Consider the following 21,901-nt stretch of genomic DNA (forward strand, 5'->3'; position numbering starts at 1 on the left):
TTAGAAAATCGTGAAAGCGATCGGTCCCTAAAACCGCCGTTCGAGGAAATACCGTGCCAGCAGCCGCAGAGGCATTGCACGGCTGTCAAACAACTCCAGATCGCCCAGGGCGTCCTCAACGAGGGAACAAGCCTTCTGGCGGGAATTTTCCAGTCCCAGCAGGGTGGGAAAGGTCATTTTCCCGCGCGCCGCGTCGCTTCCCGTATTTTTGCCCAGCAGATGGCGGTCTCCTTCCACATTGAGAATATCATCGGCAATCTGGAAAACCAACCCGATTTTGTGGCCGTAATCGGTGAGGGCTGCAAGGTGTGATTCGGATGCGCAGGAGAGGATGGCGCCGGCCCTCAATGAGACGACAATCATCGCGCCGGTCTTCCTGGAGTGAATCTGATTCAGAACATCCAGATTCCCCGGTTTCCCCTCCGCCTTCACATCGTCGACCTGTCCGCCCACCATCCCGAAAGCCCCCGCGGCCGTGGCGATTTCGGAAATGACCTTCAGGAGCGTTTCCGGTGCGATTTCAGGCTGCAGATCCCCGCGGGCCATGAGAGCAAATGCCTCCGTGAGCAGCGCATCACCGGCAAGAATAGCCAGGGCCTCACCGAATACCTTATGGCTGGTGGGATTCCCCCTGCGGTAATCGTCATTGTCCATTGCCGGAAGGTCGTCGTGGATGAGGGAATAGGTATGGATGTATTCCAGGGCGCAGGCCACCGGCAGGATGCTTTCGGAAACATCGGATCGGCCCGTCGCCTCCGCCGCCGCAAGGCAGAGAATGGGGCGGATCCGCTTTCCTCCGGCAAAGAGGCTGTAGCGCATCGCCTTGAAAAGGTCCGCCGGCAGGCTGTCATCGCCGGGCAGGAAGCGGTCGATGGCCTCGTCGATTCGCTGCTTTCGATCCTTGAGGTAGGCGTTGAGATCCAAAAGAGATTCAGGATTCATCTTTTCCTCCATGTTCCGGAAAAGGCTGGACCGTCAGCTGCTGGCTTTCCCGGACAAGCAGCTCAACCCGCCGCTCCGCCTCGTCCAGGCGGTTTGCGCACAGCCGGGAAAGGCGCACCCCCTCCTCAAAGGCCTTCAGGGATTCTTCCAGGGTCATTTCACCCGCTTCCATTTTACGCACGAGGGCTTCCAGTTTGGCCATGGCCTCTTCAAATTTTTCCTTTGCCATCACATCCTCTCCTGTCCTTTATTCCGGGAAAATCCGCTCAACGACCGCCCGGAAACGACCCCGAAAAACCTGCACCTCGAAGGAATCCCCGGGCGAAAGCACATCGGCATTTCTGACAATCCGACCGTGGGGAAGGGTGCGGACGATACCGTAGCCACGGGACAACACAGCAAGGGGGCTCAGGGATTCAAGAAGAGTAGCCTGTAGGGCCCATGCCTTCCTGGACTGTTGGAAAAAGCGGCGGATGGCGGCATTGAGCCGGTTTTCCAGAATGTCGATTTCCGGGCGGCTGCTGCGGACCATGCCGAGGGGACCTGCCTGCCGGAGGTGCAGCGAAAGAAGCGGAAGATTCTGCTTTTCCCTTGAAATCCGTTCCTTTACAAGGGACAGGAGGCGTTCTCCACGATCATCCAGGGAAAGACGGAATCCGGCAATGAGCCGCTGCGGATTCTTCAGCCGCTCCTGATGGAGGTACAGCCTTTCCTGATCCTGCAACAGCTTCCGGCGGCCGGCTTTGGCAAGACGAGTCTGCAGGCCGGAGAGCCTCAGCTTCAGTTCAGCCCTGTCGGGAACGGCAAGCTCCGCCGCAGCCGACGGAGTCGGCGCCCGCAGATCCGCGGCGAAATCGGCGATCGTGTAATCCGTTTCATGGCCGACCGCGGAGATGACCGGGATTGTGGAGGCGGCAATGATCCGGGCGACCCTCTCGTCGTTGAAAGGGGCAAGATCTTCCAGGGATCCACCGCCGCGGGCCAGGATCAGGACGTCGATGCCGCCGAAGGCGTGCATATCCTGAAACGCCTGGACAATTTCTCCGGCTGCCGAGGCTCCCTGGACCCGGACCGGAGAGACCACGACGGAGACGGAGGAAAAGCGCCTTTTCGCAATGCTGATGATGTCGCGGATAACGGCCCCGGTGGGCGAGGTGATGACGCCGATCTTTCGAGGCAGATAGGGGATCGGTTTCTTCCTCAGGGGGTCAAAAAGGCCTTCGGCCTGAAGACGGAGCTTCAACTGCTCGTAGGCTCTCTGAAGAGCGCCGGTTCCGCGCGGCTCCGCCGAATCGAGGATAAGCTGGTATTCCCCGCGGGGTGCATAGACGGCCAGCCTGCCCCGGCAGAGGATGCGCATGCCTTCCTCAAGCTCGAAAAGGGGAAGGCGGTTGTTGCGAAAGGCCTTTGATCCGGAGGGCGATTTGAAAATAACGGCCCGAATCTGACTTTTCTCATCCTTGAGGGTGAAATAGAGGTGCCCTGACGAGGGGCGGCGGAGATTGGAGACTTCCCCTTCAACCCAGAGCAGATCGAAACGAATTTCCAGGAGATCCCCGATCTGTTTATTCAATTCTGAAACGGTCAGTATCCCCGTCGTCATTTCCTTCATTTTAGAGCAACTATCAGATATTGCCTGTTGTGGCAAGGGTGATTTTGTCCAGCGTTCTTCCGAAGTTGACATTTGAACGGGCTTGATTTAAGAGTAGGATCGGTTGACGGAGTGCTCTTCCGCCGGGAGAGATTCGGGAAGAGACTTCGGCGGAAATGTCCTTTACGAAATCATAACGGCAGGCATGGGAGCCGATGCTCGGTTCAGCGTCCTGCGTCCGAGGAGAATGCATGGAAAAGAAGGATTATCTGAAAAAACCCGTGGAGCATATCGATTTTACGAAAATAAACTCGGTGGAGATCATCCGGGCCATGAGGGGCATGTCCTTTACAGCCCGCGATCTTGCCGTGGCGGCGGAAATTTATGACGCGATGCTGGCCGATGAGGATTGCGCCGTGATTCTCACGATTGCGGGAAGCACGAGCGCTGCGGGATGCATGCAGCTGTATGCGGATCTGGTCCGGTATAACATGGTAGACGTCATTGTGGCCACGGGGGCGACGATTGTCGACATGGATTTCTTCGAGGCCCTCGGCTTCCGGCATTACCAGGGAACTCCCCATGTGGACGACCAGGATCTGCGCAGGCTTTATATCGACCGGATCTACGACACCTACATCGATGAGGAGGAACTGCAGGTCTGCGACCGCACCATCAAGGAGATTGCCGATGCCCTTTCCCCCAGGCCCTATTCCTCCAGGGAAATCATCCGGGAAATGGGACGGTATCTGTCGTCCCATGCCGTCAAGAAAAATTCGCTCGTTCAGACGGCCTTCGAACATGATGTGCCCATTTTCTGTCCGGCCTTTTCGGACAGCAGCGCCGGTTTTGGTCTGGTCCTCCATCAGTGGAATGCCCCGGAATCCCATGTAAGCATCGATTCCGTCAAGGATTTCCGGGAACTGACCATGATCAAGATGGCGGTGGAAAACTCAGGACTGCTGATGATCGGTGGCGGTGTTCCCAAGAATTTTGCCCAGGATACCGTGATCTGCGCTGAAGTGCTCGGCAAGGAAGTGCCCATGCACCGCTACGCCATTCAAATTACCGTGGCGGACGCCCGCGACGGCGCCTGTTCCAGTTCCACCCTCCGCGAAGCGACCTCCTGGGGTAAGGTGGACGTTTCCTACGAGCAGATGGTTTACGCGGAAGCCACTTCCGTCCTTCCCCTCATGGCCAGCTATGCCTACCAACAGGGGCACTGGAAGGGGAGGCCGCGGCGAAGGCTCGCGCAAACCTTCGGCTAGATCGAGAAAAGCGCCGATTACCAGCCCTTATTTTTTTCCAGTAATATTGCAGCGGATATCGAAGATGAAGCATCCGGTGAAGACGCATGGCTCCTGCAGCTGCGAGCCGGTATCTGCTGTCTACTCGCCAGAACATGACGCCATCCCAAGCCGGCTGACATCACGGGGTAACGGCTTGAGGGAGAGAAGTCGAAGATGTTTTGCGGGCATGCTCGCCGCCGATTTCTGAGGCTCCGGGACACCCGCATCCCGTATGCAGAATTTCTTGGGCGCAGGTCCGAATGTGAAGTCATGAACAAACATCTCAAATTCATTTTGGCGGCTCTCCTGCTGGTCCCGTTTTCCGTACCGGCCGGGGCGGAAATGCCGGTCCGACCGGGAGAACGCCTGGATCTTCAACGGTGTGTGCAAATGGCCCTTCGAAACCATCCTGCCGTTCAGGCGGCCAGGGATACGATTCGGATCGGCGAAAGCAGGGTGGGGCAGGCTAAGGCGAGCTATTATCCAGAAGTCAACTGGCAGACGGATTACACCCGTTTCAATCGTTCCAGGGCGGGAAGGGACACCTTTGACGACTACAACAGTAGTGTGGTTCTGAGTCAGACACTCCTGGATTTCGGAAAGCGAAGGTCCTCGCTGAACATTGAAAAGCTCTCCACCGACGCCTTCCGCCAGGATCTTCATGACACGGAGGCGGAGATTGTATTCGGCGTCAAGTCTGCCTATTTCATAACGCTGCTGGCCGAAAAGAGTCAACAGGTCGCCGTGGAGACCGTCGGCCGGTTTCAGCATCATCTCATCCAGGCCAAAGGCTTTTTCGAGGTGGGCATAAAACCGAAGTTCGATGTGACGAAGGCCGAAGTTGATCTCAGCAATGCCGTTCTCAATCGGATAAGGGCTGAAAACGACCTGAGGATCGCCCGTGTCGGCCTGAACAATGCCATGGGGCTTCCAGGCGCTTCGGGCTATGTCCTGGATGACAGTCTGCTGTTTCAGGACAATCCGGCGGATCTACCCGATGCTCTGGAAAGGGCGTTCCATAACCGACCCGACCTGCAATCGATCCGAAAGAAATTGGAGGCGGCGGAAGAATCTGTTGAGCTGGCCCGCAAGGGGTATTATCCCCATGTGACCGGATCGGCCGGCTACGGCTTCAGCGGCGAGGATTTCCCCCTCCAGGAAGGCTGGAACGTAGGAGCGTTTCTGAATGTTCCCTTGTTCAGCGGTTTCGAGACCCGCTATGCCGTCGAGGGGGCACGGGCAACCCTGGAGATGCTCCGGGCGAATGAGTCGTCGCTTCGGCAATCGATACGACTTGAAGTGGAGCAGGCCCTTTCAAATCTGCGGGAGGCCCGGGAGCGGAGGGAGGCCACGCTCGTTGCCGTCCGTCAGGCCGAAGAAAATGCGGAGCTGGCCGAGGGGCGCTATGACGCCGGGGTGGGAAATCCGATCGAAGTGACCGACGCACTGGTGTCCCTGAGCAATGCCAGGACAGCCTATGCGTCTGCGCTGGCCGATTGCCGGATTGCTCAGGCGGAGCTGGAAAGAGCGGTGGGTGAAACATTCTGAACGAGCCATGAACGGCCAATGTGCAATCGAAAGGATTCGACACCCGGGGAGAGAGCCCTGACAAAAATCGGATTGCAGGAAGGGAAATCGTGAACAAGAAACTGGTCGCCGGGATCGTCCTGCTGATCCTGATCTTCGGAGCCGGAGGTTACTATCTCCGTGAGAGCGGGAAGAAGGAGCCAACATACAGGACGGAAGACGTCTCAAGGGGCAATGTCCGGGCGACGGTCACGGCGACCGGAACGGTCAATGCCGTCACGACCGTCCAGGTCGGCACCCAGGTTTCCGGTACGATCAAGGGCATCTATGTCGATTTCAACGCCCCTGTAAAAAAGGGGGAACTCCTTGCACAGATAGACCCGGCCATATTCGAGGCGCAGGTTCAGCAGGCAAGGGCAAACCTGCTCCAGGCGAAGGCGAACGAGGCCAAGGCCGAGGCGTCGCTGAGCGATGCGAAACGGTCACGGGACCGATACCGGATGCTCTTTCAGCGCAACCTGGTCGCCCAAGGTGACCTGGACGCAGCGGAAACGAACGCCCAGGTTTTTCTGTCCCAGCTTTCCGCCGCCAGCGCCCAGGTAGCGCAGACCCGGGCCGCTCTAAGCCTTGCAGAAACCAACCTGAGATATACACGGATTCTTTCGCCCGTCGACGGTACGGTGATTTCCCGGAATGTCGATGTCGGACAGACGGTGGCCGCCAGCTTTCAGACCCCCACACTCTTTACCATCGCCCAGGACCTGAAGCGGATGCAGATCGACACCAATGTAGACGAGGCCGACATCGGCAAGGTGAAGGTCCGGATGCCCGTGGAGTTCACCGTGGACGCCTATCCCGATTCCATCTTCCAGGGCAGGGTCGCCGAGGTGCGCATAGCACCGATCAATGTTCAGAATGTCGTAACCTATGATGTGGTCGTCCGGGTGGATAATCCGGACATGAGGCTGAAGCCCGGCATGACGGCCAATGTATCCGTCATTCTTGCGGATAAGGCGGGGGTGCTCAGGGTTCCCAACGGAGCCCTGCGTTTCCGTCCGGCGGAAGACGGCAGGGGCCTCAAACCCGTCGCCTCGCGGGGAAGGGAGCAGGCCGTATGGGTTCTGAGGGACAACACGCCGCAGCGCGTTGCCGTCACCCCTGGAATAAGCGATGGAACGTTCACGGAAATCCATGCCGGGACACTACGTGAAGGAGAGCAGGTGATCCTGGAAACCCTGAAGAATAAAAAGAAGGACAACGGCTCCTCCTCTTCTCCCCGGGTTCCGAGGATGTTTTAAACCCATGAGATTCCTGGAAACAAAGGAGCTCTACAAGATCTACGAGGTGGGGGGGCAGGAGGTCCATGCCCTCGACGGGGTGTCCGTAGCCATCGACCGGGGGGAGTTTGTCGCCATCATGGGGCCCTCAGGCTCGGGGAAGTCCACCTTCATGAACATCATCGGCTGCCTGGACGAACCGACGAGAGGAGACTATTTCCTCGATGGGATCGAAGTCGCCGGTTTGGACCGGGATGAACTGGCCGAGATCCGGAACCGGAAGGTCGGGTTTGTCTTTCAGGGGTTCAATCTCCTGCCGCGCACATCCGCCCTGGAAAATGTGGAACTGCCGATGCTCTACAATAATCTGTCCGCTGCGGAAAGAAAAAAGCGCGCCATGGATGCCCTTCGGATGCTGGGGCTCAAGGGGAGGGAACAGCATGCCCCCAGCCAACTCTCCGGTGGGCAGCAGCAGCGGGTGGCCATTGCCAGAGCGCTGGCCAATGAGGCCCCCCTTCTCCTGGCCGACGAGCCGACGGGAAATCTGGACACGAAAACCAGCGTTGAGATTATGGAGCTTCTGAAAGGACTGAATTCGGCATCGGGGATCACCATCGTGCTGGTGACCCATGAACCGGAAATCGCCGCCTACAGCCGGAGGATCATCCGCTTCAGGGACGGGCGCGTTCAAAGCGATGAAGCCACGGGTTCGTCATGATTTCTCTTCCCTCGACCATTAAAATTTCTTTTCGGGCCCTCCGTGTGAACAAGATGCGTTCCGTCCTCACCATGCTGGGAATCATCATCGGCGTGGGGGCCGTCATCGCCATGCTGGCTGTTGGGGCCGGTGCGAGCCATCGGATCTCCGGGCAGATTGCAAGCATGGGGAGCAACCTGCTCCTCGTTCTTCCGGGGAGCATGACGGCGGGTGGATTGAGGCTGGGGGCCGGAACGCGGGCCACTCTGAATATCGGGGATGCAGAGACGATCGTCAAAGAGTGTCCGGCGGTGACGGCAGTTGCTCCAATCCTGAACGGCGCGGCCCAGGTGGTTTACGGGGATTCGAACTGGGCGACAGCCATTTTCGGTACCATGCCGGAAATACTGACCGTTCGGGACTGGAACCTGGCATCCGGCCGTTTCTTCAATGATCAGGATATCCGGAACGCCACAAAAGTGGCCGTTCTCGGGCAGACGGTCGTAGGCAGCCTCTTTGGAAACATGGACCCTGTCGGCTCCATTATCCGGATCAAGAAGGTTCCCTTCACGGTTATCGGCGTCCTGGAAAGCAAAGGACAGTCGGCCATGGGGCAGGATCAGGACGACATCATCTACATTCCCATATCGACGGCCCAGAAGAAAATATTCGGGGTGACCATCCCCGGCATGGTGCGCTCCATCCTGGTCAAGGCCGGAAGCTCCGATGACCTCACGGCGTCGGAACGGCAGATCACGGAACTCCTCCGGCAGCGGCATCGCATCGGAGAGCAGCAGGAGAATGATTTCACGGTGCGGAATCTCACCCAGATCATGCAGGCTGCAGAAGAGTCCTCGAGGGTGATGGCCCTTCTGCTGGGTGCCGTCGCCTCCGTATCGCTTCTGGTCGGCGGCATCGGAATCATGAACATCATGCTGGTTTCGGTGACGGAACGGACCAGAGAAATCGGGATCAGGATGGCCGTCGGCGCGAAAACCTGGGATATCCGCTTTCAATTCATCATCGAAGCACTGACCCTTTCGTTGACCGGTGGGATACTGGGAATTCTCCTTGGAATTGCCGCTTCCGAAGCCCTGTCTGCACTGGCCCAATGGCCTACCGTCATATCTTCGCTGTCCATTCTCCTGGCCTTTGGATTTTCCGGCCTCGTGGGGATCTTTTTCGGATTCTATCCCGCATACAAAGCTTCCCGGCTCAATCCCATTGAAGCCCTCCGCTATGAATAAGCCCCGCAGAAGTGATCCGACCCGTGCGATCTTTTTTGAGGCGACGGGATCGTGACAGCGTCGCGGTGTCCACGGCTGTCAATTTTAGGCAGAAGTGCGATGCCCTTGACGGAGGTCTGCCTTTGACCCCTGTCCTCAAAAAAGATTTATTTTGTGTTTCTGTATGATATAATTTTCTATCCTGAGAACAGGATGCTTTTGACAGGGGGCAGAATCATTCTTAACGCTTCGATTCATGAAAGCCGTTTACACCGGGGCTGAGCGTTGTTTTCAATTCCTGGTACTGCGAAGAGTTTCTGCGGTAACAATCGCCTTTATGGGGTCACATTGGCCGTGCACCCGGTGCGCGACTGCCGAAAGCTCAAGATTCCTGAATGATCGAAAAAAGGAGGGTGGTTGATGAAAGCCTACAGTTTGACGGAATTTCTCACGACTTCAGCCTTATTGAACTACCAGTTGTGTTCGAAGCAGCTGAACTGGGACAGCATCACGATGGTGATCCTTGAGGGTAGACCGATCTCCACAGAGGATCAGAACATCTTGTCCCAGGTATTCGATTATCTGAGCAATGTCTATGGAAAAATGGAACGGAACCTGGGGCCTCTTTCCATTTTACATCCGATCCGGGCCACGGCCTTGTTGTGCCGGGCTTCAGAGAAGATCGACCTGCTGGACATGATGACCTGCCTTCTTCATGATACGTTCGAAGATTTCAAGCCGGCACAGTTCAAGGATTCGGATTGGATCAACCTGGATACGGCGTTTCAATCCTTCCTGCTGGCCCTGCCGGAACTCGATCAGAGGCGCTTAAGGGAGCAGCTGCAATGGCTGACCAAAGAACCTTCCGAGAACTATTATCATTATATCGGCCATCTGCTTGATGAAGCCGGTGGCAGGCCACCGGTCGTCAGGGTCAAGCTTGCAGACCGGCTGGACAACACGCTGGATATGCGCATTGATCTTCAGGACCCCATGCAGGGCGTGGACTTCTTTGAAATCGCCTTTCAGACGGTCTTTACCAATACCTATAAGGGCTATCTGCCCGGCAAGCCCCATCAACCCACCGTGATTCTCAACGGCGCGCAGCGGCTCTACCAGCTCTTCAAAAATATTCTCCTGCTTTCGCTCATCCGGCAGAAAAAGGCGGCAAAGGACGACGAGATCGCCCGGGCGCTCTTCGAAGCTCTCGCGCAGGCCAGCATGATGGAGGCCCAGCGGATTGCCCTGCATGTCTTCGGATACCATGATCCGGACACGGCAAAATTCCGGGGAATCCTCATGGATACGATGGCCTACTCACAATCGGGCGGATTTGACCAAGTGACTCCGCCCAATCCGACATCCCGCCTGAACGGATTGCTCATGACCGTCTTCGATCAGCCGGAGCGCGAATCACGCAAGGAACAGCTCAAGGGTCTCTACAACGACAAGGCGTTCATGATTGAAGTCGCCGTCGCCTTTGTCATCATTTTTCTGAACTTTATGAATGATCCCGATTATTATATTCATGGAATCAGCGCGGAAGGGGTTCGACCGGAACTGTAGGACAACGCGTCATCCCATGAAAAACGGACCGGCATGCAAGGCCGGGCCGCCTCTGCCTTCGCGGAGTTCCCCTTTCATGAGGGACTCCGTAACTTGTACCTGCTCACTTCCCGTGTGAAGCGGACACTGCCCGGTTTGCCGTGGCGATGGCCTGATGGGCCAGATCGACGGACTGTCCCAGCGTGTTGAGGACCTGCGCTGGATTGTGAAAGCCCATACTGTTTTCCGCCGAGACGATATCCCAGTACCACTGGGCCCTTCGGAGAAGCTCCCGGGCATTTTCAAGCTCGGCTCCATTGACGCGGGAATCAGCCGCAGCTTTGGCGATCGCCTCGTGGGCCCGGCTCACCGTGGACCCCGCCCTGAGCTGCATGTCCCACACGTGGCGCTGGGTCGTCTTTACGCGCGCCATCAGCCAGTCCTTGCTCTGCGTATGGCAGGTCCGGCAGGATTCCTCAACGGTCCGCATGGGGCTCGTCACCCAGTGGCTTGAATATTTCCGTCCGCTCTCTCTCAGAAAGGGCATATGGCAGTCGGCGCAGGCGACGCCCGCCATCCCGTGAGTGCCCGTGCTCCAGGTTTCGTAGTCGGGATGCTGTGCCTTGAGCATTTTTGTCTGCGAATCAGGATGGACCCAGTCCTGGGTAAAACCGGCCGGCTTTTCGGCATAATAGGCGTACATCTGTTCCGGCTGGAGCCCCTTGTTCCAGGGAAAGACCACGCGGTACGTTTCCGGCTCGAAATAGTATTCCACATGGCATTGGCCGCAGACGTAGCTGCGCATCTCCGCCCTGGAGGCCTTGCGGACATGGATGCCCTTTTTGGCCAGGGCCTCGATAAAGGCGGGATTCATCACCCGGAGGTTCATCGTTTTCGGGTCATGGCAATTGCTGCAGGTAATGGGATGCTTCAGGGTCGGAAGCAGATCCGTCAGGGGCGTCCTGGCATATGCCCAGCCTTTATCCTTGAAGATGCCGCCGATCTGCGCCGTCTTGCAGGTCATGCAGGCGCCCGTGGTCTTTGGGGTCAAGCGTTCCGTCTCACGGAGATCCTCGAGGGCATAGGGATGGCCGCGGTCTTCCGTGTAGTCCTTGCTGAACCCCATTCCCTTGAAGTTCATGAGGTTCGCCGGCTCCATGACGGCCTTCTGTGTTTTCTCACTACCGCCGAACCCCGTCGGCGATGGGGCCATTTCACGATTCTTTAAATAACCCTGGTATTGTAGAGGATAGGCCTTTCCCCATTCAGCCGGATCATGGACGCCTTCTGGAATGCTGACCCGCTTGATTCCATCTTCCGGAGAAAAAAGCCAGACCCGGGCAACGATAAAAACGCCCAACAGGACGGCAAGGGCAATCCCTGAAAAGACGATCTTTTTAATCATGAAGCAGTCCCCTTTCCGGCAATTTTTGGCCATGAACAAGACGGCGATGACAGGACGTGCAGCTTCCCTGCGGATTTTCAACCATGAAGGAGTTTTCCACCGCGGCTCGGTGGCAGCGCAGACAGTTGCTGTCAGCGATGTTCCTGCCTTGCTCGGACAGGGTAATCGCCGCCGGATAATCCCGGAGCGTTTCGTGGTAGACGTCCGAAAGGCCGGCCTTGGCCTTATAGGCAAATCGTGTCAGTGCATTGGCCGCGGGCATGTGGCATTCGATGCACGTAAAGGAGCTGTGGAGAGAGCGCTGCCACTGCTTGTGGACATCGCCCATGCTGTGGCAGCTTGCGCAGAATTCCGAAGTTCCCGCGTAATGATACGCTCCCGCCATCAGGCCCGTTAGAAGCAGCCCTGTCAGGATGCCGGCCAAGAGGATGGTTATCGTTTTTTTATGCCTGCACATGGCCCCGGGAAATTCCCTTCCCATTTCATAAGGGGTTCAACTGCTCCAGCGAAACGATACGAGTGATATGCACCTTTTTTATAGCCATTTCCAAACATTCGGTCAACGGTAAATATCCCTGGATGAATTTAAACGGATGAATATAAACAAATTTTTGCATTCCTTTGGTAAAATAAACGGCCGGCAGCGCGTTCACTCCAATGGTGAGAAGAAGCATTACCAGGCGTAGCGCCTGTCTGCCGAGAGCCCTGTTTAAACGCAGGGCCGGCGTTGGACCTGATGACCCAAGAGCGCCCTGCTTCAAAAACATCAGGCTTCCTTGGCTGTCAGCAAACAATGCGATGGAGCGTTTCAACGTGTCAGGACCGGGTCCGTCCTGCTCTTTGCTTTCATCGATCCCTTTCTGAGAAAGGGGGGATATGATCCTGGCAGGATAACCTGCGGAAGAACCAATCAACCTTTGTCAAGGAGGGGCGTATGAAATCATGGGCAAAGGTTCTGTGGGCCGTTGGTGGCGGAATGCTGTTCACCGTGTCCGTCTCGTTGGCAGGAGATCCCCCGCTTGCCTGTAATGCCCTGGTGACGACAATGCCATCGTCAGAATTGTCCGTCACGCAGGGCAATGAAGGCTTCAGCCCTTCTTTTATTTCCGCTGTCCGTCCATCGGGATCAGGTCCCCGGCAGCGGCGGCACTCTGTTTATGCCTGCCGGATCGGGGATTATCGCGCCAGCTTCGTGAATTTCGAACCGGAAATCGATACACCCGCCATGAGACCTTTCTGGCCGAAGACGAAACCGACAATCGGATCTCTGATTTTTGTCGTGTCTACGGATCCCTCGGCGCCTATATTGGCCATCGCCACCGTTCCATCAACGCCGGCCTGCCATCCTGTGCTGGAGCGGAATTTATCCAGGGCTTCCTTTTCCATGAAGACCAGAATGATGTCCTTCTGCTGGGCTCCGACCTGAAGGCCGAAGGAGCCGCCGGCGAGGCTGTAGTAATCCACGCTATTCCCGCCAATTCTCAGGGCGCCTTCGCCATACTGACCTCCGACGAAAAACCCTCCCTGGATCACATTGGGTACAATAAGGACGCCCTTGGCCGACGCGAGAAACTCGGATGCGCCTTTGACATCCCTGGTAAAACGGTCCAGGGTGGCATTGACGTTTAGATCAATTTCATTCGTGCTGGAACCGGAATGGATGCGAGCCGGTGCGCAGGACACAAGGGTGGCCAGCAGCATCAGAATGAGCAGACCGAAAATCAGCGTACGGTTCTTTTTCATGGCAGCTACTCCTTTCTACGAATTTTTGGTGAAAGAAATGGTTGAGGGAAAACTTCCATGTTGACGACATGGGGCTCCGATCAGGTACAATCGTTACGGGGTATTGATCACCTCCTTTCCAGAAGCCTCGGCGTTTGCGGGCGGCAAGGGGAGAAATGGTTGCAACGTATTCCTGGCTCCGAATAGAGGATCAGGACAGTGGTGACAGCGGCAGCGACAGATGGAAGTCGGGGAAGGGGACAGCAGCGGGGATCAGGAGCGGAAGTCATTTTTGATGGTGATCCTGTCTGGAGTCATCAGAACGTCCTTTTTCCCTTACATTGAGACCTTGAATATAAGAGAAGGGGGCATGGGTGTCAAGACGATTTCTGCCCCGGGACAGGGGCCGCCCTGCCTTTTATGAAGCAGAACCTTGACTTGCGAAGAACAACATCCTATTAAGAATAAATACTAAATAAAAAGCGGACAAAGGGGCTTGAGGTTCTTTAAACTCGGTGACCGAAAAATTCGAACCAAAACCTGCTGGACCGCGCTGGTCCCGCGATGGGATTTCATCGATCGGAAGGCGATATTGGGAAGAAACCTCTTGTTTGAAAATTTCAAGAAAGTCCGTTAGATTAGGAGACAGATTTCACGCAGGCCATAACGGCCGGGTATGTCCCCGCGGCGAAATGACGTTAGAATACCGCGCCATGGGTATGGCGGAGGCGCAGCGACTTCAAGGAGGTTACCTGGATCATGGAGACAACGATGGATCGAAAGGCTTTGTACGACATCAGCTATGGGCTTTATGTCATTACCTCGATTGCGGACGGCAGAATGAACGGGCAGATTGCCAATACGGTTTTCCAGGTCAGCAGTACGCCGGCAAAAATTGCCGTGAGCATCAACAAGGAAAATCTCACCCATGAATACATCCTGAAAAGCGGTGTTCTGGCGGTGTCGACCCTGGGGCAGGAAACCCCGCTTCCCTTCATCGGGCTCTTCGGCTTTAAATCAGGGCGCGAGATCGACAAGCTGTCCCAGTGCGCCTACGTTCAGGGTGCAACGGGATGCCCCTGTGTCACCGACCATGCACTGTCGTATATGGAAGGAAAGGTGGTTGCTTCCGCCGACGGCGGGACGCATACGGTCTTCATCGTGGAGCTTGCGGCGGCGGCCGTCCTGAAAAAGGGTACGCCGCTGACCTATGCCTATTATCAGGAGGTAAAAAACGGAAAAGCCCCCAAAACCGCCCCGACCTATAAGGAAGCGGCGGCAGAAAACGCTTCGAAAACAACAGAAAAGGAGAGTTCAATGAAAAAGTATGAGTGTGGAATTTGCGGCTACATCTATGACCCGGAAGCGGGTGATCCGGAGAACAATATCCCCGCCGGGACGCCCTTTGACAAGCTTCCCGACGAGTGGACCTGTCCGATCTGCGGAGCCGGCAAGGAAGACTTCAGCGAAGTAGCCTGATGGTACCAAGGCGGTGCGCCGGTGCGCAACCGGCGGGCCGCCTTCCGGGAACCCGATGCGGTTTTGCTCTCCTCCCGGAGAGTTCGGATGTTCAGGGCGATCAAAGGGGCCTGTCGTACGGACCTTTGAAGAAAAGCGGCAACGGACCGAAACCGGGCGACATGACCGGAGCCGTTCCGAGGGGGCACGCCCCGGTCATCTTCCGAAGCCCAGCGCCAACTGAATATCCTTTGGAATACTCATCATCAGTTCCATGTCCGGCAATTTTACAGCCACCTGCTCACCGCGGCCCCGAGTGCAGATCCGCCCGGTATCCGCCAGCCGGATTTCAAAATCCAAAACCACCTTGAAGCGGGCTTCGACGACCGTGGCCCTGCAGAGGAAGTCATCACCGTGGCGAAGGGGATGGACGTATTTGATCGAAGTCCGGATGATGGGATATATGAACGGGCTGTCGCCACGGACTCCATAAAGGTCAACCCCGAGGCTTTCGAACAGGGCCGATCGGGCCACATCGAAATATTTAAGATAGTTGCCATGCCAGACCACCCCCATTGGATCGAGGTCGTGGAAGGGAACCGTCATTTGAACTACAATGCTCGGATAGCTGTCTTTGCGGGAGATCGAACGCATCACGGCTCCATTCTTCCGGATCGACGGACTTTGTCGAAAGGCCGGATTTCATGCGGGGGAAAGCGGGTCTTTTCTCTCGGGATTCTGCTATCACATAAAGAACGCATTTGGCAACAGGACAAATTGCGGCTTTATTCCCCTGGACCGGCGGTGTATTGTTGACATAAGTCTATGGTGTTCTTATAGGTTCCAAGATGCCGGGATGCTGACGTCCCTTAGCGTGGACAGGCGGTTTAGAGAGGTGGATGCGGTATCCCTTGGGAGACGGGAATGAAAAAAATCCTGGTAACCGGATCAACCGGCCAGATCGGATCGGAATTGACCCCAGCCCTCAGGAAGGCCTACGGGCAAGAGAACGTTGTCGCTGCCGGACATCGCCGCGAACCTGAATCCGAACTCAGGAAGAGCGGCCCCTACGGCATCCTGGACGTCCGGGATGCCCTTGAGCTTCAGCACATCGTAACCGATTACAGGATCGACACCATATTTCATCTGGCGTCGATCCTGTCTGCACGGGCGGAGGAAAATCCCCATCTGGCCTGGGAAATCAACATGGGCGGATTGAAGAATGTGCTGGAGACTGCACGCCGCTGCGGCTGCGCCGTCTTCTTTCCCAGCTCCATCGCCGTCTTCGGTCCAGGCACGCCGAGGGAAAACGCTCCACAGACGACAATCCAGAGACCGGGCACCCTTTACGGCATTACCAAACTGGCCGGCGAACTTCTTTGCGACTATTACTTCCGGCGCTTCGGTGTGGACACGAGGGGGCTCCGCTTTCCGGGACTTATCTCTTCAAGGACAAGGCCCGGCGGCGGCACAACCGACTATGCCGTGGAGATCTTCCATGCCGCCCTGACGGAAGGGCGCTACCGCTGCTACCTTGCATCCGACACCCGCCTGGACATGATGTACATGCCGGATGCCCTCCGTGCGGTTGTAACTCTGATGGAAACGGACGGCGGTAGACTTTTCCACCGCAACGCCTACAATCTATCCGCCATGAATTTCACGCCGGCGGAACTGGTGGAGAAGATCCGTTCGTTCCTGCCCGGATTTTCAATCTCCTACGAGATCGATCCGCTGCGCCAGGCTATTGCCGATTCCTGGCCCCGGCGCATGGACGACCGTGCGGCACGAACCGAATGGGGTTGGGAACCCCGCTACGATCTTGACGCGACCGTGTCGGATATGATGGAAACACTCGCCGTGAAACTGGGAAAAGGAGGAGAGAACGGCCATGGCGCTCGATAAACTGAAGCCCATCCTGGAAGCGACGCTTGAAGAATCGGCCCGGACCGGAATCCGGAAAAGGCATGAGCGGATCATCACCGGCCGCCAACCCCCCGCCAATGGATACGGACCGAGATATCTCCTTGATGGCTATGAAGGTCGTGCTTTTCTGCGCATGAATTCAAACTCGTATCTTGGACTCCATGTTCATCCGCGGGTGATTGACGCGGAAGAAAGGGCGGCGCGGCATTTCGGAGCAGGACCAGGGGCCGTGCGCTTCATCAGCGGAACCCACCAACCTCACATTGAACTGGAACAGCGGCTTGCCGACTTTCACGGACGGGAGGCTGCCATGATCTTCAGCGCCGCCTATGCCGCCGTCATGGGGGTTCTGCCGCAGCTGATCACTTCCGAAACCCTGGTGGTGAGTGACGCCCTCAATCACAACAGCATCATCAACGCCCTTCGCCTTGCCCAGCCGTACGCCAGAAGAATCTATGGGCACCTGGACATCCGGGAGCTCGATGGGATTCTGGAGCAGTTTACGGGGGAGGTGAAAAGGGTCCTGGTGGTGACGGACGGCGTCTTCAGCATGCGCGGGGATTTCGCTCCCCTTGATGAGATCCGCGAAGTCTGCAACCGGTATCAGACTCTTTTCGAAGAAGGCCTGATCATCGCAGTGGACGATTCCCATGGTGTCGGTACCTTGGGTGCGCTCGGCCGGGGTACGGAGGAAAGAACAGCGGCGAGGGCCGACATCGTCATCGCCACCATGGGAAAGGCCCTGGGAGTCAACGGAGGCTATGTGGCCGCCGATAAGACCGTGATCGACTACCTGAGGGAGACCGCCCCATTTTATATCTACTCGAACCCCATGACCCCTTCGGAAACGGCCGCTGCACTGGAGGCGCTCAATATCCTGGACAGCGACGAGGGGATGGGGCTGCTGGAAAGGGTCCGCAGGCACGCGGCGATCCTTCGCAAGGGCCTTTTTGAACGGGGTTTCGAAACGATCGGCAGCGAACATCCCATTGTTCCTCTGCTGATCGGTGACAGTGACAGAACGAGAAAACTGGTCAAAAACCTCTTTATCAACCAGATTCTTGCAACGGGGATCGGTTACCCCGTGGTGCCAAAGGGTGAGGAGGAGATCCGTTTTCAGGTCACCGCCGAACATACTGAAAAGGACATTGGTTTTCTTCTTGATCACTTGTGAGCCTCCTGGAAAAACAACCAGGAAGGGGTTTTCGCGATTCCCGTCCATCAACTTTTAAACTCCCAGGATTTGTCTGGTAATTGTCCCGTAGTTAATCCGTATTGCATTTCTTCTTCGTTATGTGATGAGTTGCATAAACGAAACGATTTTTTTCGCATCGGAAGTGTGCTGAAGGGGGAGGAAACAATGAATCAGGCAAATTTGAACGGCAGGAAAAAGTATCCGCGAAGACGGAGAACAAGAGTCTTTGGGATGACGGATTCCATTCTGAGCAATCTGACGGTTTATTTAAATCCCTATGTTGAGACTGGAAGCAATCTTTCTGTTGAAGAGGCCGCCCTCTATGCTTTCGGGAACAGGTTCTTCAATAAATAGGGATATCTGAAGATCCCTTTGACGAAGAAAGGACTGTCATCCGGGACCATGTTTCTGTGAAATCGGTTCTGCTGGTTTTTATGGCCATCAGAACAATAGGGGGAAGCGGGCCGGATTCCGCCAGCCGTTCTGCAAGAAAACGCCCCCGTATCCATTTTCTGATTTAAGCCGCTGTTCCGTTTCATTTCAGGGAAAAATCGACGCGGCTCATCTTTGCTTTTTCCGCTGGATCACTTTCGCCGGCCTTGCTCTTGAGGTTCGGCTCCAGAACAAACACCCGATCAGAGGTCACCTTGCCGGTCTTGAGAATGGCGTCGGCAACAACCCGTGCCCGCCTCAATCCCAACTGACGCAGGTCATCGTCCGTTACCTTCGTGTGGCTCAGAATAAGATTTTCCATTTCCGGCACCGGGAGATCCTTTGGAAAACCGATGAGGTTTCGCGGTTTGGGGAATGTTTCCTTTCGATAGACCCGTTTCAGGAGCATGGGATATTCATTTCGGTCGACCGATAGTTCGTCAAGGTTTGTGGTATCGTCCATCTTCTTTGAAAGGCTCATCAACTTTATACGCTTCACTTTGTGCTCGAGCATTCTGCGCTGAAGCCCCTGCCGGTCCGAGACGGGGTCGATCCGTCCCGCTACGTCGAGATGAAGTGCGGGACGGTCTTCCAATGCCCTGGACAATGACGAAATCTTATCGAGGGCGTTTTGATCCAGATCTGAACGGCCGGGAGCAAACTCGATGTAAGAAAGTTCCGCTCCGGCGCCGACCAGGCTTCCCAGAAGTGCAAAGGGCGCCGTCACGGCTTTTGAAATGAGGTTGACAATCACTTTCAAAATAATGGCGCCCACCGAAAATTTCGGATCATCCAGCGAACCGGAGACGGGCAGGTTGACGTCGATGACGCCGTGGCGATCCTTGAGGAGCGCAACAGCCAGAAGCACGGGAAGATTGGTTGCCTTCGGACTTTCCACCTTGTCTCCAAAGGTGAGCTGATCGAGAACAAGGCGGTTATCAGCAACCAGTTTGCGGTTCTTGATGACATAGTGCACATCCATGGACAGCTTTCCCTTTATAATTGGATAGCCGGCATAGGTCGAAGAATAGGGCGTTGCCGTTGGAAGATCAACGCCCTTGGCCACAGCGGTCAGATCCAGGAAAAGATTTTCGGAGAGCGGGTTGATCCTTCCCTGTATGATCACGGGAGCCGCGCCGTCCACGCTGCCGTGGATGTCCACGGCAGCGGTTTCCGCAAGGTTCGAAGACAAACCGACGATCCGCCCGCCGAGTCTGGTAAGATTTGCGGAATAGTTCGGCTTGATGAAGCGGTCGGAGAAGCGCACCTGGCCGCCTTCCAGCGACACGCGGGAAATTCTGACCGGCGCCGGCGGTTGCCGGTCCGGAGCCCCTGACGGTGCTGACGATTGCGCCCGAACCTTCCCGGGGGGCTTCCCGATGTCTCCCCACGATGAGGCCGCTTCGTCCGCTTCGGCCGGAGCTTCCATAGATCCATCTCCTTTATCAAGAATGTGCTGCACGTTGACTGACCCGTCCGGATGTATGATCAGGCGCGAGTAGAAATTCTTCAGAGAAATTTCCTGGATGTCCACATTCAAAGGGGCCGAGTCAAACCGGATACCGTCGACATGCAGGGTTTCCCATTTCAGGAAATCGTTGTGGTGGACGTTGTCCACCGAAGAGAATCTGTTTACTGAAGCATCGCCGCGATAAGAAAATTTCGGAGCGTTCTCCAGCAGGGCCGTCAGTGCGCCTTCCGCACTTACTGTGCCGCCGGTGACTCGGATCTGAACCTTGTCGGCGAAATAGGGCTGCACGGGGAGGATTGGGAGGCTGCTTGCCTTGACCCGGAGTTTTGCAGAGATCCGGGGGGTTGTCACAACGCTGCCGGCAAGTCTCACCGTGCCGCTTCGCCCGGTCTGCGCGTTGAGGGATATGTCGGCCGAGGAATCCGGTCGGGATGACAGGTTTTCAACCGTGGCGGAAAGATGTTGAAGTCCGATGTCAGCAGTCCCGGAAGAAGGAATTTCATCGCGCCAGCGTACGCCGATGTCATCCAGGGCGACCTTTTGGAGCGCATATTGCCAGGCGGGGCCCGCCGGTGTGGACGTCGAAGCCGTTCGGCTGCTTCCCGCCATTTCACGGAGGTTGAGTTCGCCCTTCCCGTTTCGGTGGACAAACAGGCGGCTTCTGCGGAGAGAGATTTCGCTGACGAGCAGGTTGCGGCGCTCCATTTCAAAGGAAGCACCGGTAACGGCCAGGCTCCCGATGGAGACGATCTCAGGCTTGCCATTCTGCAGGGGAAGACGGAGAGCTTCAAGCCGGGCGTTGAGACCTCCAACCGCAAAGGGTTCCAGGGTAACATCCGCAGCCGCTTGAACAGAAGCGCTCCCCGGGCCCGATGCGCTGAGTTCGACCTGACCCGCCTTGCCCTTTTCGCTGGTGAGATGGCGGACGAGGAGGCGGACATCCTTCAGGGTGACTTCAACGGGTTGGGTCCGCGAGTCATCCAGCACATGGACGACCGATGGACCCACGCTGCCCTCCTTCAAAAGGAAATAGGGCAGCGGTTTTTTCTCCTCGCCCGGCTCCACAAGAGACGTCAGATTGAGGCGGCCGCGGCGGTCCCGACGCACAAAGAGCTCCAGGCCTTCAAGGGCCACACGGTCAACGGTGAAGCGCTGAGAAAGAGGTTCGATGCAGTTCAGGGCCACGTCAAGGCTCTTGAGCCGTACGACCGGCATCTCCCTTGCCTCATTCATTGCAAGATCATGCAGGGCTGCGCTTCCGGAAAGCTGCAGCGACGGGGCCCTGTCCCGGGGCTGGACAAAGGAAATCTTGAGATCGGCGTCAAGCGTTCCGGCGGGCAGGGAGAAATAAAGCTTCTTCGGCACGTAGGCCAGGTATTCCGTCAAGGCGAGTTTGCTGACTTTGAGGTTCAGGGAACTTTCTTGGTCGGCCTCGAAAGGTTTGCTCCTGCCGTCAAGGCGGAAGGGGGCTCCGTTGATCAGGGCTGAAAGCTCCGGAAGGACATAGTCATCCACGCGATAGGGAAGATTGGATAAAAAGGGGATCGCGACATTCAAATCCTGGATGGTGTGTTTTCGCGTTGCAGGCCGGTCATCGAAATCGATCCGGCCGGAAAGAATACGGATGTTGTTGAATGAAAAACGCAGAGGCTTTGATGTCTTTTTTTTAGGCCCGCCAGGCGCCGGCTTCAGGCGTGTGATCAGGTCCTGAAAATTGTAGGTGTTGTCCGCTCTGCGCACCAGATTTATTCGGGGTTCCGTCAATCGGACTTCAGCCAGCACCGGACCGCCGAATACGAGAGAGGCCAGTTGGGCATTTGCATAGGCCTCCTTGAAGGTGACAAAGGGCGTTTTTCCGTCGCCCTCCGACAGGGTAAAATCTTTGAGAGAAAGGGAGAGCGTCAGCGGATTCATGTTGACAGCCCCTATGCTGATCGTTCTACCCAGCTTTTTGGAGAGGCTTGATGTCAGATAGGATTTCAGCAGTGGCGGACCGCCAAAAAACAGCGCCGAAGCAAACACCACAAACAGACCGATCAGGAGGAAGACGGCTTTCCGGATCCACGGCCTGGCCAGAGTATCTTTGATCGGGGCGGTTGAAAATCTTTTTCGCACATTCATTTTTGTGTCCCTTTCAATCCGCTTGGACCGACAAAGGCATTGACGGCCCTTATCGCCGGAGAAGGTGTGATGCAAGG

Annotated in this window: 19 protein-coding genes; 10 read left to right on the top strand and 9 right to left on the bottom strand. The window is 56.4% G+C overall.

Features of this window, described 5'->3' with window-relative positions:
- Positions 1-27: 27 nt before the first annotated feature.
- From ACJ77P_RS06885 to xseA, 3 genes are read right to left on the bottom strand one after another with little or no spacing between them, the layout of a single operon-like run.
- Positions 28-924 (bottom strand): polyprenyl synthetase family protein, encoded by an 897-nt coding sequence (locus tag ACJ77P_RS06885; protein WP_408999404.1) that lies wholly within the window; start codon positions 922-924, stop codon positions 28-30.
- 7 nt (positions 925-931) lie between these two features.
- Positions 932-1,171 carry an exodeoxyribonuclease VII small subunit gene (locus ACJ77P_RS06890; RefSeq protein WP_367361137.1) on the bottom strand — a complete coding sequence of 80 codons (240 nt, stop codon included), beginning with the start codon at positions 1,169-1,171 and terminating at the stop codon, positions 932-934.
- Between the two features lie 18 nt (positions 1,172-1,189).
- Positions 1,190-2,545 (bottom strand): exodeoxyribonuclease VII large subunit, encoded by a 1,356-nt coding sequence (gene xseA / locus ACJ77P_RS06895; protein WP_408999341.1) that lies wholly within the window; start codon positions 2,543-2,545, stop codon positions 1,190-1,192.
- Between the two features lie 239 nt (positions 2,546-2,784).
- On the opposite strand from xseA, the gene ACJ77P_RS06900 reads away from it, so the two are divergent.
- The 6 genes from ACJ77P_RS06900 (at position 2,785) to ACJ77P_RS06925 (ending at position 10,115) form a co-directional block, all read left to right on the top strand.
- Entirely contained in the window at positions 2,785-3,801 is a 1,017-nt protein-coding gene (locus ACJ77P_RS06900) for a 1,9-bis(guanidino)-5-aza-nonane synthase (RefSeq protein WP_367361135.1), read from the top strand.
- Between the two features lie 291 nt (positions 3,802-4,092).
- Entirely contained in the window at positions 4,093-5,370 is a 1,278-nt protein-coding gene (locus tag ACJ77P_RS06905; RefSeq protein WP_408999342.1) for a TolC family protein, read from the top strand.
- A gap of 89 nt (positions 5,371-5,459) precedes the next feature.
- On the top strand, positions 5,460-6,647 hold the full coding sequence (locus ACJ77P_RS06910) for an efflux RND transporter periplasmic adaptor subunit (RefSeq protein ID WP_367361133.1): 1,188 nt from the start codon (positions 5,460-5,462) through the stop codon (positions 6,645-6,647).
- Positions 6,648-6,651: 4 nt separating this feature from the next.
- Positions 6,652-7,344 carry an ABC transporter ATP-binding protein gene (locus ACJ77P_RS06915; RefSeq protein WP_367361132.1) on the top strand — a complete coding sequence of 231 codons (693 nt, stop codon included), beginning with the start codon at positions 6,652-6,654 and terminating at the stop codon, positions 7,342-7,344.
- Positions 7,341-8,570 carry an ABC transporter permease gene (locus ACJ77P_RS06920; protein WP_408999343.1) on the top strand — a complete coding sequence of 410 codons (1,230 nt, stop codon included), beginning with the start codon at positions 7,341-7,343 and terminating at the stop codon, positions 8,568-8,570. Before ACJ77P_RS06915 ends, ACJ77P_RS06920 begins: the two co-directional genes overlap by 4 nt.
- A gap of 399 nt (positions 8,571-8,969) precedes the next feature.
- A complete protein-coding gene (locus tag ACJ77P_RS06925) occupies positions 8,970-10,115 on the top strand; it encodes an HD domain-containing protein (protein ID WP_367361130.1) in 1,146 nt (381 codons plus the stop codon).
- Between the two features lie 103 nt (positions 10,116-10,218).
- Here the strand turns inward: ACJ77P_RS06925 and ACJ77P_RS06930 are convergent, their stop codons facing one another.
- The 4 genes from ACJ77P_RS06930 to ACJ77P_RS06945 form a co-directional block, all read right to left on the bottom strand.
- Positions 10,219-11,499, bottom strand: a complete 1,281-nt coding sequence (locus ACJ77P_RS06930) for an ammonia-forming cytochrome c nitrite reductase subunit c552 (protein ID WP_408999344.1) — start codon at positions 11,497-11,499, stop codon at positions 10,219-10,221.
- Complete coding sequence (locus ACJ77P_RS06935; protein WP_408999345.1) at positions 11,492-11,956, bottom strand: cytochrome c3 family protein; 465 nt, start codon at positions 11,954-11,956, stop codon at positions 11,492-11,494. Before ACJ77P_RS06935 ends, ACJ77P_RS06930 begins: the two co-directional genes overlap by 8 nt.
- Before the next feature lie 25 nt (positions 11,957-11,981).
- Complete coding sequence (locus ACJ77P_RS06940) at positions 11,982-12,413, bottom strand: hypothetical protein (RefSeq protein ID WP_367361127.1); 432 nt, start codon at positions 12,411-12,413, stop codon at positions 11,982-11,984.
- A 262-nt stretch (positions 12,414-12,675) separates the two neighbouring features.
- Complete coding sequence (locus ACJ77P_RS06945; RefSeq protein ID WP_367361126.1) at positions 12,676-13,242, bottom strand: YSC84-related protein; 567 nt, start codon at positions 13,240-13,242, stop codon at positions 12,676-12,678.
- Positions 13,243-13,980: 738 nt separating this feature from the next.
- Here ACJ77P_RS06945 and ACJ77P_RS06950 point away from each other — a divergent pair.
- Positions 13,981-14,700 (top strand): flavin reductase, encoded by a 720-nt coding sequence (locus tag ACJ77P_RS06950; protein WP_408999346.1) that lies wholly within the window; start codon positions 13,981-13,983, stop codon positions 14,698-14,700.
- 195 nt (positions 14,701-14,895) lie between these two features.
- Here the strand turns inward: ACJ77P_RS06950 and ACJ77P_RS06955 are convergent, their stop codons facing one another.
- On the bottom strand, positions 14,896-15,333 hold the full coding sequence (locus tag ACJ77P_RS06955) for an acyl-CoA thioesterase (protein ID WP_408999405.1): 438 nt from the start codon (positions 15,331-15,333) through the stop codon (positions 14,896-14,898).
- 270 nt (positions 15,334-15,603) lie between these two features.
- Here ACJ77P_RS06955 and ACJ77P_RS06960 point away from each other — a divergent pair, with 270 nt between their 5' ends.
- From ACJ77P_RS06960 to ACJ77P_RS06970, 3 genes are all read left to right on the top strand, one after another.
- Complete coding sequence (locus tag ACJ77P_RS06960) at positions 15,604-16,584, top strand: NAD-dependent epimerase/dehydratase family protein (protein ID WP_408999347.1); 981 nt, start codon at positions 15,604-15,606, stop codon at positions 16,582-16,584.
- Complete coding sequence (locus ACJ77P_RS06965) at positions 16,571-17,779, top strand: aminotransferase class I/II-fold pyridoxal phosphate-dependent enzyme (protein WP_408999348.1); 1,209 nt, start codon at positions 16,571-16,573, stop codon at positions 17,777-17,779. The genes ACJ77P_RS06960 and ACJ77P_RS06965 overlap by 14 nt, the downstream gene beginning before the upstream one ends.
- Before the next feature lie 252 nt (positions 17,780-18,031).
- On the top strand, positions 18,032-18,154 hold the full coding sequence (locus ACJ77P_RS06970) for a hypothetical protein (RefSeq protein WP_367361122.1): 123 nt from the start codon (positions 18,032-18,034) through the stop codon (positions 18,152-18,154).
- A 181-nt stretch (positions 18,155-18,335) separates the two neighbouring features.
- Here ACJ77P_RS06970 and ACJ77P_RS06975 read toward each other — a convergent pair whose 3' ends face one another.
- On the bottom strand, positions 18,336-21,824 hold the full coding sequence (locus ACJ77P_RS06975; protein ID WP_408999349.1) for a DUF748 domain-containing protein: 3,489 nt from the start codon (positions 21,822-21,824) through the stop codon (positions 18,336-18,338).
- Between the last annotated feature and the right edge of the window lie 77 nt (positions 21,825-21,901).

Origin of the sequence: Syntrophus buswellii, from assembly GCF_046097065.1 — a bacterium.
GTDB lineage: Bacteria > Desulfobacterota > Syntrophia > Syntrophales > Syntrophaceae > Syntrophus > Syntrophus buswellii.

Excerpts from the sequence above, each read along its gene's own strand:
- ACJ77P_RS06890 (WP_367361137.1), bottom strand. The coding sequence starts at position 1,171 with ATGGCAAAGGAAAAATTTGAAGAGGCCATGGCCAAACTGGAAGCCCTC.
- xseA (WP_408999341.1), bottom strand. The coding sequence starts at position 2,545 with ATGACGACGGGGATACTGACCGTTTCAGAATTGAATAAACAGATCGGG.
- ACJ77P_RS06900 (WP_367361135.1), top strand. The coding sequence starts at position 2,785 with ATGGAAAAGAAGGATTATCTGAAAAAACCCGTGGAGCATATCGATTTT.
- ACJ77P_RS06905 (WP_408999342.1), top strand. The coding sequence starts at position 4,093 with ATGAACAAACATCTCAAATTCATTTTGGCGGCTCTCCTGCTGGTCCCG.
- ACJ77P_RS06915 (WP_367361132.1), top strand. The coding sequence starts at position 6,652 with ATGAGATTCCTGGAAACAAAGGAGCTCTACAAGATCTACGAGGTGGGG.
- ACJ77P_RS06920 (WP_408999343.1), top strand. The coding sequence starts at position 7,341 with ATGATTTCTCTTCCCTCGACCATTAAAATTTCTTTTCGGGCCCTCCGT.
- ACJ77P_RS06925 (WP_367361130.1), top strand. The coding sequence starts at position 8,970 with ATGAAAGCCTACAGTTTGACGGAATTTCTCACGACTTCAGCCTTATTG.
- ACJ77P_RS06930 (WP_408999344.1), bottom strand. The coding sequence starts at position 11,499 with ATGATTAAAAAGATCGTCTTTTCAGGGATTGCCCTTGCCGTCCTGTTG.
- ACJ77P_RS06935 (WP_408999345.1), bottom strand. The coding sequence starts at position 11,956 with ATGTGCAGGCATAAAAAAACGATAACCATCCTCTTGGCCGGCATCCTG.
- ACJ77P_RS06945 (WP_367361126.1), bottom strand. The coding sequence starts at position 13,242 with ATGAAAAAGAACCGTACGCTGATTTTCGGTCTGCTCATTCTGATGCTG.
- ACJ77P_RS06950 (WP_408999346.1), top strand. The coding sequence starts at position 13,981 with ATGGAGACAACGATGGATCGAAAGGCTTTGTACGACATCAGCTATGGG.
- ACJ77P_RS06955 (WP_408999405.1), bottom strand. The coding sequence starts at position 15,333 with ATGCGTTCGATCTCCCGCAAAGACAGCTATCCGAGCATTGTAGTTCAA.
- ACJ77P_RS06960 (WP_408999347.1), top strand. The coding sequence starts at position 15,604 with ATGAAAAAAATCCTGGTAACCGGATCAACCGGCCAGATCGGATCGGAA.
- ACJ77P_RS06965 (WP_408999348.1), top strand. The coding sequence starts at position 16,571 with ATGGCGCTCGATAAACTGAAGCCCATCCTGGAAGCGACGCTTGAAGAA.
- ACJ77P_RS06970 (WP_367361122.1), top strand. The coding sequence starts at position 18,032 with ATGACGGATTCCATTCTGAGCAATCTGACGGTTTATTTAAATCCCTAT.
- ACJ77P_RS06975 (WP_408999349.1), bottom strand. The coding sequence starts at position 21,824 with ATGAATGTGCGAAAAAGATTTTCAACCGCCCCGATCAAAGATACTCTG.